The sequence below is a fragment of the Microcystis sp. M169S2 genome (assembly GCF_020245865.1).
Lineage (GTDB): Bacteria > Cyanobacteriota > Cyanobacteriia > Cyanobacteriales > Microcystaceae > Microcystis > Microcystis ichthyoblabe_A.
Genome location: NZ_JADBUB010000047.1, coordinates 1 through 10,703 on the forward strand (window position 1 = coordinate 1; position 10,703 = coordinate 10,703).

Consider the following 10,703-nt stretch of genomic DNA (forward strand, 5'->3'; position numbering starts at 1 on the left):
AAAATTGTCTCATCAATTTTTTGATAATTGACCACTGTTACATTTGGTAAATCGAGGAGTTGATCAAAATTTATCCACATAACCCACCTCCTGTTCTGTGTTACTATTATACCATGCTCACACAGAACCTAGAAGAGCCTACATTCTATGTTTTAGATGCTAGGGTTGGGAGAGGGAAGAATTAAGAATTGTCAATTGAACGCCATTATCTCTTTCATAAACCATCACAACCGGAAAGGTTAATTTAGCTTCTTTTTTTGGTAACGCTGGGAAAATATAGGAATAACCATTGCCTTTGAACAACAGTCGCCAAATTCTCGGTTTATCAGGGTTACTAATATCGTTCCCCTAATGAGGTATTCTGTAAAGGTAGATCAGATAGTGATGCAATTCAAACTTGAATCGGCCTAACAATTAGCAAAACTCTTCCTAAAAAATATGTTTTGGTTGAATTTGTTGTGTTATATGATCCAATAGAAGCGAAGGAAGTCAGAGAAGAATATTCTGATAATCCTCAAATGCTTTTAGAATATCAACCCTACTTTCGTTATGTAGCGTTTGTTTTATCATCGGAAAATCCTGAGAATGTTCAGATGATTAAAATAGGAGGAAGAGATCGAATTAACAAGATGATTGCCAACTTTAGGTCTTCAATTATAGGAGAATATGAAGAACGTAACTTAGAGGTTATTTCTTCTCAAAAAAATGATAAGAAAAAGCAAAATAGCAGAGAAAGTGGAATTGCTTTGCGTAAAGCTGTCTTTGATCCTTTAGTAAAAAATCTTGGAGATTGTCAACATATATTTATCTCACCTGATGGAGACCTAACGCGCTTACCTTTTGAAATTTTACCAACAGATAATGGTCAACGATTAATTGACAATTATTCTATTAGTTATCTAAGTTCGAGTAAAGATATTCTGCGTTTTGGCTTTAAAACTGATAGACAAGCCACAGATGCAATCGTCATAGCTGATCCAGACTTTGATTATGGTCTAGGTCAACATTCATTGGCAATAGATAAAGAACTAAATTCTTCTGGAAGACAATCTCGTGATTTGGATTTAGAGAAGCTAGAATTTAAAAGACTAGATGGAACTCGTCAAGAAGGAATTGAAATTGCTTCTTTGCTAGGTGTAGAGCCTTGGTTAGCAGAAAAAGCAGTCAAAGAAAAACTAGAATCTATTACCTCTCCCCTAATTTTACATATTGCAACTCATGGTTTTTTTGTAGAAGATCAACCAGAAACATTTCATCAATAACAATTATTGAGTGCAGGTAAATCGCCAATTACTCAACAAGAAAATCCTTTATTACGTTCAGGTTTAGCCTTTGCAGGAGCAAATTGGAAACAGAAACAGTTTAGTCCTCCTTCAGAAGTTGGCAATGGAATTCTAACGGCTGAGGAAGTTTCTAACCTAGACCTTTCAGAAACAGAATTAGTGGTTCTTTCTGCTTGTGAAACAGGGTTAGGAGATGTTCAGACAGGAGAAGGAGTTTTTGGGTTGAGACGAGCCTTTGTCTTAGCAGGAGCAAAAACACTGGTCATCAGTCTCTGGAAAGTTCCTGATCAACAGACACAAGAATTAATGACAGAATTTTATCGTCGTCTGTTGTGGGGTGAAGGACGTGGAGAAGCTTTACATAATGCTCAGTTAGAAATGAGAAAAAAATATCCTAATCCTTATTATTGGGGTGCTTTTATCTGTCAAGGCGAAATCAGTTCTATTTTGCGTTAAATGTCTATACCTAAACTTTTCTCATATAAATATACTGGTGAATTCACACAGCTAAAATAGTGTAATAGATAAGCTCAACTAAGGAGATCAATCATGGGAAGAGGTAGGCGAGATAAAGTTCATCTGACAGTCGAACAAAGACAAAACTTTGAACAAATCAGTCGCAGAGGATTTGCCCTATACGCCCCTAGAGTGTGAGTGGGTCGCCCAAACCTGGAATGTGCCTCGCCAACGGCGGCTAAAGGGGCGCACAGTCACCCCCGACTCTTATCAGCAATTGCTCAAACAAGTACAGGCTTTGCTCTCCAGCCACCACGCCACCAGCCGCCCCGATGATCCCCTCAACTCCCACCTCCTCCTAGCCGAAGAGCAAAAAGTCACCCTCCGGGATTTACTTAGTCCCCTGTGGCGTTTTCCCGAATTGTCGGAAGTGTTTCTCTCCTGTTGTGAAACCGGTCTCAGTTTTGCCAGTTTACGAGATCAAGAGGGAAACCTGCGACGGGAATTACTGGACGAACCCCTTAGCTTAGGTACAGGCTTTCTGCTGGGGGGCGCTCGTGCTGTGATTAGTAGTCATTGGGCGGTGGCTGATCTAGCTACGACGCTGTTTTCCCGGGAGTACCACCGCGCACGGCGGGCCGGAGAGGAACGTTTAACGGCTCTACATCAGGCTCGTCAAGCGCTGCGGGAGACTTGCCAAAAAGACTGGCGGGACCGTTTAGATGCCGATTTGAAGCAGGCTTATCAGACTTGGCGACAAATGCGCCAAACTAACGATCCCAACGTCAATACTGCTCAAGCCAATTATCAGAAAATCGGCGAATTGATCAAGTGGCTTGACGAATTTGCTCCCGATGCAGTGCCTTTTCAGGATTATCGTTACTGGGGGGCGTTCTATTGTCTGGGACTTCCTTAAAATTATGAATTATTTCCTTGTTGCAAGCGAGCGAAGCATTCGGATAGGAAATCTACGGTTTCAGCGATAGGTTATGCCCAAATGCTTCGCCCCTACAGGACTCTCAAAACCTTGCACCTGTTTTGAAAAAAGTCCCCTAAAACTCTTACCTCGTCTATATTTCACATTTATTCAGTAAACCCTAATTAGATAAATGTCCCAGCCAGGGGAAAAACTATGACAACTCTCGACATTTTACCAGAAGTTACCTGTCCCCCCACCGATTTATGGAGTGATGAACCACTCTTGGAAAGTGATTTACACCTGCAACAGATCATAATTCTCCTCAATTGTCTAGAATTATTATGGCAAGGGAAAAACGATTACTACGCTTCTGGTAATCTGACTATCTACTATAGCGTTTTTCAGTCTGCTGAGGTACAAAAGTTATGGGTTTTAGGCAAAAGGCAAGAGGCAAAAGGCAAAGGGCAAAGGGGAAGAAAAACAGGTGTACCTCACTAGCTTAGGAAACGCTATATAACGAAGAACAACTTAAAAAGCGCGATTTCTGCAGTCCCGATTTTTTTGTGGTTTTAGATACAGAAAAACGTCCCCGCAAAAGTTGGGTGGTTTGGGGAGAACAGGGGAAATATCCCAATGTAAATGTAATCGTCGAGATTCTATCCGATTCTACGGCTAATATTGACCGCACTAAAAAGAAAATTCTCTACCAAAATACTTTTCGCACCCCTAATTATTTTTGGTTCGATCCTAATACGTTAGAATTGCAGGGATTTAGACTAATTGAGGGACAATATCAAGCTATTTCTGCCAATGAGCAGGGTTATCTATGGAGTGAAGAGTTAGGGTTATATTTAGGCATATTTGACCGTAAACTGCGTTATTTTACCGTCGATGGTCAATTGGTTCCCACTCCCCAAGAAGCTGAATTACAGCAAAGACAGGCAAAGGAACAGATTCTTTTAGAAAAGGAACAGGAACGACAGGCAAAAGAACAGGCTCTTTTAGAAAAAGAACAAGAACGACAGGCAAAAGAACAGGCTCTTTTAGAAAAGGAACAGGAACGACAGGCAAAAGAACAGGCTCTTTTAGAAAAAGAACAAGAACGACAGGCAAAGGAACAGATTCTTTTAGAAAGGGAACAGCAACGACAGGCAAAAGAACAGGCTCTTTTAGAAAAAGAACAAGAACGACAAGCTAAGGAAAGATTAGCGGCAAAATTACGAGAATTAGGCATCAACCCCCAGACAATTTAGCCGGTTAAAATTTGCAAACAGCGATCGATAACCCCTTGAGTTACAATTATCTTGATTTGACTGGACAGACTTGAATGCAACTCACTCCCGAACAATACAAAGAAAAAATGCAGCGCCGCAAGGCAATCCAAGAGGAACGTTTAGCGGAAAAAATCGCTGAAAAAGGTTTAATTATCGTTAATACTGGCGATGGCAAGGGAAAAACCACGGCAGCCCTCGGTATGGTTTTACGTTCCCTCGGTCATGGTTACAAAGTGGCGGTGGTACAATTTATCAAAGGTGCTTGGGAACCTGCCGAACAAAAGATTTTTAGTGTTTGGGGGGAACAAATCGAGTTTTATGCTATGGGGGAAGGTTTCACCTGGGAAACCCAAGATAGAGAAAGAGATATAGAGAAAGCCCAAGAAGCATGGCAAAAAGCCCTAACTTTTCTCGAAAATCCCCAATATCAATTAATTTTACTCGATGAGATCAATATCGCCCTTAAATTCGGTTATCTGGATATTCAGGAAGTTATCGCTGGTTTAGCCCGAAAACCCGCTAATTCTCACGTTATTCTCACTGGTAGAGGAGCTTTACCCGAATTAATCGAGATAGCGGATTTAGTCACGGAAATGAAGTTAATTAAACATCCCTTTCGTCAACAGGGAGTGAAAGCGCAACCCGGCATCGAATTTTAATTAACTACTGCTTAAGCGTTGTACCGTCTCTCCTGACAATAATCGATGAGTTTCGGCGAGAAGATAAGGAATTTTATCAGCGTGGGGACTAGCAGCTAAACAGGCAGTTAAATCGAGTTTTTCCACCTCTTTTGCCTGTTGACCGGGGAACCAATGACCCCCATTTCCCAAGAGATTGTATCTGGCCTTGGCAAAGTCGATCATATCGTAGGCGATAGCGAGATTGCGTAACCAGAGGATAGAAGGAATATTGATGTGATTGGGGGTATTTTCCCAGGTAGGTAAACCCACAGACCAAGTTTTTGCCCAATTATTGCCTAAACAGTTGATCATCTCCCCTTGCAATCTCTCGATAATTGCCGGTAAAATCTCCTCGGCTCGATCGAGTAAGGGTAAGGTTTTCAGGTGTTCATCAAAATCTGTGGGTTGCGCTGCACCGATGCTCAGGGTATGAACGGCCGGATGACTGAGACAGAATAGGTCATTAAAAACCATCGGACTGAGAGGAGAACAGAGAGCGACGAGCTTAGGGGGAGGATTGTAGAGATGGCCACCCTTATCGGAGGGACTAATGATAAAAACGCCCATATCGTGCTGTTTTGCCGCTTCTATGGCCAGCCAGTTATTCTGAAAAATATAGTACCAGTGCAGATTGAGGTAATCGTAACAATTTGTTGCAATAGTCTTGACAATTACATCAGTTGGTGCATGGGTGGAGAAACCGATAAAACGAACTTTTCCCTGTTGCTGTAATTTTTTCGCCTCTTGCCAACAACCGCCCTCGGCCATAGTATCATCGAGAATTTCAGCCGTGTTGATGCCATGGATACCCAACAAATCCACATAATCTAACCGTAAAAATTGCAGGGATTGCTCAAATTTACGGCGAAATTCCCGCACATCTTGACTGGGAGAAACTTTCGTCTGCACGATAATCTTATCCCTCGGTAGTTGCGGCAAAATTTTGCCCAATTGCATCTCGGAAGTGCCGTAACCCCTAGCGGTTTCGATGTGATTAATCCCCACTTCCAGAGATTTATTGATGATTGCCTCTAAATTGCCTTGATTCTCGTCGGGAATTTGCGACATTGGCAGATCCTGCCACTGAAATTGATAGCGCATTCCCCCACAGGAAAACACCGGCATTTGTAGATTAGTGCGACCGAAACGACGATACTGCATATATTCAGTTATCAGTTATCAGTTATCAGTTATCAGTTATCAGTGGGGAGATGGGTGACCACTTCGTGCGCGTTGCGGGGGGTGATGGGGTATTAGTTGAAACTTCCCTATTTCCCCATTCTCCCATTCCCTATCCCCTGTTCCCTAAATTTAATCGGGTACAGTGAGAATTTCGACACCAGTTTCGGTGACGGCGATGGTGTGTTCAAATTGGGCTGAAAGTTTACCATCTTTAGTAATAGCAGTCCAACCGTCTTTTAAGACAATATGTTGCCAGGTTCCCTCATTAATCATTGGTTCAATGGTGAATACCATGCCGGGGCGAATTTTTTTGCCCTTGCCGCGAATGCCGTAGTGGGGAACCTGTGGACCTGTGTGAAAGACATTACTGATACCATGACCGACAAAATCTCTAACCACCGAGAATCCTTGTCCTTCGGCATATTCTTGGATAGCTGCGCCAATATCGCCGATTTTACCCCCCGGCTGCACTGCATCTATGCCTCTTTGCAGACATTCTCTGGTGACTTCCACTAACTTTTTGGCCAGGGGGGAGGGAGTACCGACAAAGAAAGTCTGCGAAGTATCGCCGTGATAACCTTCTAAAATCGGGGTGACATCGATGTTAATAATATCGCCGTCTTTGAGGATTTGATCAGCGCTGGGGATGCCGTGACAGATAACCTCGTTAATGCTAGTACAGATAGACTTAGGAAAGCCATGGTATCCTAGGGGCGCACTTTTGGCTCCATGGGCGCGAGTCCAACGTTCTGCCTCATCATTGATTTCTAGGGTACTTACCCCCGGTTTAACCATTTCTGCCAGATGATCTAACAGTTTAGCCGCTAATCGTCCGGCCCGTCGCATTTTGTCAATTTCCCGTGGGGAGAGTAAGGTGATGGTATCGTTGCCCATGAATTATCCGACTGTTGAGAAAGATTCTTGTTACATTTCTTATCCTAGCAAAATCGGGCAGCCTTAGGGTTTCGGGGGTTGGGTTATGGGAGCGGGGAGATGGGGAAGTGGGGAGATGGGGAGAAAAAAGCTGCCTTCTGTCTTGTGCCTACTGACTTGAAAGAGGGTGTAGGGAAGGAAACCTCTTTCATCTGTGGGGGTGAAAATTTTTTCATCAGGACTGATTCCTGACTACTAACCCCACCAACAAACTTTTTGCCGCAAACCCTATTTGTTCTCCCCCTCTCCCTTCTCCCCACCTCCCACTTCCGTTGCTGATCGCAGGGCGATCGCTAAATGAGAAAATTGCTCATTTTGTGATCTAGATTGCATCCTGATCGGAAACCTTTGGGTAATCTATGAGTAGAGATACTCAAACCTCCCCTTCATTGGTGCTTTCCTGAGAGGGGTGATTTTTTTTCTCATAAACTTTACAATATTTAATAATTGTTGTAATATTAGTTAAATAACCAAGCTTCTCACTACTTGCCATTTATGCCCATAAAATCTATATCTAGCCAAAAAAAGGACTATAGAGGCAATTAAATCGTCAATTAGATTTCTCTCTATCCTTGAGTAACTACTCACTCATCTCTTTACAAAACGAGAAAAAACTCTGATAGCATCTCCTTAACTGCCCCTGGGGAAGCGATCTGAAAAAAGCCATCAATCCCTGAATATCAACCCTCCATCGACGCGCACTCATGAAAACCTCGAAAAACCTTACCGATCCAGTTCGCGCCTATCTCAGAGAAATTGGCCGAGTTCCCCTTCTCAGCCATGAAGAAGAAATTCTCTACGCGAAACAGGTACAAAGATTAATTTTTCTGGAAAAAATCAAAGAATCCCTAAAAGCTAAACTCGGCAGCGACCCCAGCGATCGCCTGTGGTCAGAAGCGGCGGAAATTAGTGAAGAACAACTACGTCGAGAATTGGGGGCGGGGGATTTCGCCAAACGCAAGATGGTAGAAGCGAACCTGCGTCTAGTGGTTTCCGTCGCTAAAAAATACCTAAAACGCAATCTAGATCTATTAGATCTCATCCAAGAGGGAACCATTGGGATGCAAAGAGGTGTGGAAAAATTCGATCCCACCAAAGGCTATCGCTTTTCCACCTATGCCTATTGGTGGATTCGCCAAGCCATCACCCGGGCGATCGCAGAAAAAAGTCGCACCATCCGTCTGCCCATCCACATCACCGAAAAACTGAATAAAATCAAAAAAGCCCAGCGTCAACTGGCTCAAGAGAAAGGTCGCGCCGCCACCATTGCCGAATTAGCCGAGGAATTAGACTTAACTCCTAAACAGGTGCGAGACTACTTGGAAAGGTCCCGTCAACCCCTTTCCCTTGACTTAAAGGTGGGGGACAATCAAGACACGGAATTAGGGGAACTATTGGAAGATACGGGACTTTCCCCGGAAGATTACACTGCCTATTCTTCCCTCCAGGTGGACTTAGAAAAACTGATGGCAGACCTCACCCCTCAACAAAAAGAAGTGATTTCTCTGCGTTTTGGTTTAGATAATGGGCAGCCCCTCACCTTAGCGAAAATTGGCGTTCGACTCAATATCAGTCGTGAACGCGTCCGTCAGATCGAACGAGAAGCGATCGCCAAATTAAGAAAACGCCGAGCTAACATTAGAGAATATCTAGCTAGTTAGGGTTTGCGGCAAAAAGTTTGTTGGTGGAGGCAGGGTGTGGGGTGTGGGGTGTAGGGTGTGGGGTGTGAGGAGAATAAATAAAATAATCTCCTATCTCCTGACTCCTGAATACTGCCTCCTGCCCCCTGCCGACCGCCCCCTGCCTTCGTTAAGGGTCAAATTGATCGTCTGGAACCCAGCGAGAAAAATGACCCATTTCTAGATTCATCGGCGACTTTTCTCGGCTCTTATTTCTCTACTTATTCAAGATATTTTTTCAAAAAGAGAGCTAATTTTTCTTTAGTGGCGACGGGAACAGAATCTAGACGGGTAAGAATGGCGTATTTAAGGGCAGAATGAGCGACGGAAACGGGAGGATTAGCTGCTAGACGGCGCACCGTTTCTTGGATGACTTTTTGGGCATTAATAGCGTTATGGTGTAGATTTTCGATCACCATTTCTACCGTGACATGATCGTGATCGGGATGCCAACAATCGTAATCGGTAACTAAGGCTAAGGTAGCGTAGGCAATTTCCGCTTCTCGGGCTAATTTAGCCTCGGTTAAATTGGTCATACCGATCACGGTTGCCCCCCAACTTCTATAGAGATTTGATTCCGCTTTAGTAGAAAAAGCTGGTCCCTCCATACAGAGATATGTACCGCCCCGATGCAGGGTAACTTCCGGTAGGTTTAAACTGACGACGGCATCCCCTAAAATGCTGGCTAATTGGGGACAAATGGGATCGCCAAAGGCCACGTGGGCAACAATTCCTTCCCCAAAAAAAGTCGCTATTCTCTCTTTAGTTCTGTCAATAAATTGATCGGGAATGACTAAATCTAGGGGTTTAACTTCCGCTTTTAGGGAACCAACGGCCGAAGCGGAAATAATATATTCAACCCCTAATTGTTTGAGAGCGTGAATATTAGCTCGAAAGGGTAATTCGGTCGGTAAAAAATGGTGACTTCTGCCATGACGCGCTAAAAATGCGACTTCTGTTCCCTCTAAAGTCCCGAGAATTAAAGCATCGGAAGGAGAACCAAAAGGAGTATCGAGGGATACTTCCCGCACATCCTTGAGGGCATCCATTTTATACAAACCACTGCCGCCAATGATGCCAATTTTTACCGTCGTCATAGTCTTGGAAAGAATTAGTTATCGTTGCCTTGATGTTACCACAATTGAGCGATCGAACTGTGATAATTTTTCTGTCAAGGCCTTACTTTTTCTTTTTCTTGCCCTTGAGGGAACCATTAATTAAACCATTAAAGCCATAAATTTCTTCAGTTCCCGCAATGGCAACTAATTCCACCTCTTTCGTGTCTCCCGGTTCAAATCGAACTGATGTACCCGCAGGAATATTCAGATGGGTTCCTTTGGTTAATTCGCGCTGGAACTCTAGGGCCTCGTTAACTTCATAAAAATGATAGTGGGAACCCACTTGAATCGGTCGATCGCCTGTATTAGCCACGGAAATACGCAGGGTGTCGCGATCGACATTAATCTCGATCGCCCCGGATGGTGTGATAATTTCTCCCGGAATCATAACTGCTAAAAATCTCCTGTTAGTGAATGGGATTGTGAACGGTAACTAATTTAGTACCATCGGGAAAAGTCGCTTCGATCTGTACTTCCGTAATCATTTCCGGGATGCCTTCCATTACCTCCTCACGAGTTAATAAAGTGGTGCCGTAACTCATCAATTCAGCGACGCTACGACCTTCCCTCGCACCTTCGAGGATGGCAGCGCTAATATAGGCGATCGCTTCGGGATAATTTAACTTGATACCACGGTTTTTGCGTCTTTCGGCGAGCAGTGCCGCCGTAAAAATGAGTAATTTATCTTTTTCTTGGGGCGAAAGTTGCATAGATGAGCCTTTTTTTCACACAGATGCTAGGGTTATTGTAGTTCTTGGCCGGATATTTGTAGCGATCGAGTTGTGAAATTTTATTTACTTAGCCTGCTTTATTGATGAAGATTTGGGAAGATACTCAAAAGTCTTGCGTCGTTCAAAACCTTGCGTCTTCATCGGCCCGCGTCCTGTAGGGGCGAAGCATTCGGCCAATAACCTATCGGTAAAACCGTAGATTTTCTAGTCACCAGTAAAGTCCAGAAAACGGGTTTCTCCGAGAAACCCGTTTTCTAGGTGACTTAGAAGGATAACTTAGACACTTAAACAAAGAAATTACCCACCAGAATGTTCCCTAAAGCTGGTAAAGTGCCAGTAAATCCGGTGATATTTATTAATAAATCATTGCTGGATTGGAAGCCAGCCGTGCTATCATTAATAACGAGGTAAGTTCCAGCTATTGCACCGGTTGTTACTTGCACTAAGG

8 protein-coding genes and 5 pseudogenes are annotated in these 10,703 nt (G+C 43.6%); 7 read left to right on the top strand and 6 right to left on the bottom strand.

Translation table 11 applies throughout. The features are described 5' to 3' along the window. Window positions 1-629 precede the first annotated feature (629 nt). The 6 genes and pseudogenes from IM485_RS05450 (at window position 630) to cobO (ending at window position 4,591) form a co-directional block, all read left to right on the top strand. A pseudogene (locus IM485_RS05450) lies at window positions 630-1,739 on the top strand (CHAT domain-containing protein). A gap of 154 nt (window positions 1,740-1,893) precedes the next feature. Beyond that, window positions 1,894-2,655, top strand: a pseudogene (locus tag IM485_RS05455) (CHAT domain-containing protein); the annotation flags it as partial. A gap of 216 nt (window positions 2,656-2,871) precedes the next feature. Next, window positions 2,872-3,048, top strand: a pseudogene (locus tag IM485_RS05460) (Uma2 family endonuclease); the annotation flags it as partial. A gap of 122 nt (window positions 3,049-3,170) precedes the next feature. Beyond that, window positions 3,171-3,716, top strand: a pseudogene (locus tag IM485_RS05465) (Uma2 family endonuclease); the annotation flags it as partial. Between the two features lie 39 nt (window positions 3,717-3,755). Next, window positions 3,756-3,911 (top strand): annotated as a pseudogene (locus IM485_RS22920) (Uma2 family endonuclease); the annotation flags it as partial. Between the two features lie 74 nt (window positions 3,912-3,985). After that, window positions 3,986-4,591 carry a cob(I)yrinic acid a,c-diamide adenosyltransferase gene (cobO, locus tag IM485_RS05470; RefSeq protein ID WP_104395753.1) on the top strand — a complete coding sequence of 202 codons (606 nt, stop codon included), beginning with the start codon at window positions 3,986-3,988 and terminating at the stop codon, window positions 4,589-4,591. Here the strand turns inward: cobO and IM485_RS05475 are convergent, their stop codons facing one another. Beyond that, on the bottom strand, window positions 4,592-5,773 hold the full coding sequence (locus tag IM485_RS05475) for an aldo/keto reductase (protein WP_104395754.1): 1,182 nt from the start codon (window positions 5,771-5,773) through the stop codon (window positions 4,592-4,594). A 150-nt stretch (window positions 5,774-5,923) separates the two neighbouring features. Beyond that, window positions 5,924-6,688 (bottom strand): type I methionyl aminopeptidase, encoded by a 765-nt coding sequence (gene map / locus IM485_RS05480; protein ID WP_104395755.1) that lies wholly within the window; start codon window positions 6,686-6,688, stop codon window positions 5,924-5,926. A 743-nt stretch (window positions 6,689-7,431) separates the two neighbouring features. Between map and IM485_RS05485 the strand changes: the two genes are divergently transcribed. After that, a complete protein-coding gene (locus tag IM485_RS05485) occupies window positions 7,432-8,388 on the top strand; it encodes an RNA polymerase sigma factor, RpoD/SigA family (RefSeq protein WP_104395756.1) in 957 nt (318 codons plus the stop codon). Between the two features lie 239 nt (window positions 8,389-8,627). On the opposite strand, the gene IM485_RS05490 is transcribed toward IM485_RS05485, so the two are convergent. From IM485_RS05490 to IM485_RS05505, 4 genes are all read right to left on the bottom strand, one after another. Next, window positions 8,628-9,503 (bottom strand): S-methyl-5'-thioadenosine phosphorylase, encoded by an 876-nt coding sequence (locus tag IM485_RS05490; protein WP_287741820.1) that lies wholly within the window; start codon window positions 9,501-9,503, stop codon window positions 8,628-8,630. Between the two features lie 82 nt (window positions 9,504-9,585). Beyond that, window positions 9,586-9,912, bottom strand: a complete 327-nt coding sequence (locus tag IM485_RS05495; RefSeq protein WP_104395758.1) for an urease subunit beta — start codon at window positions 9,910-9,912, stop codon at window positions 9,586-9,588. A gap of 19 nt (window positions 9,913-9,931) precedes the next feature. Further along, entirely contained in the window at window positions 9,932-10,234 is a 303-nt protein-coding gene (gene ureA, locus IM485_RS05500) for an urease subunit gamma (RefSeq protein ID WP_002738360.1), read from the bottom strand. Window positions 10,235-10,539: 305 nt separating this feature from the next. Further along, window positions 10,540-10,703 (bottom strand): bluetail domain-containing putative surface protein (locus tag IM485_RS05505; protein ID WP_502882159.1); only part of this gene is annotated, 164 nt, incomplete at its 5' end.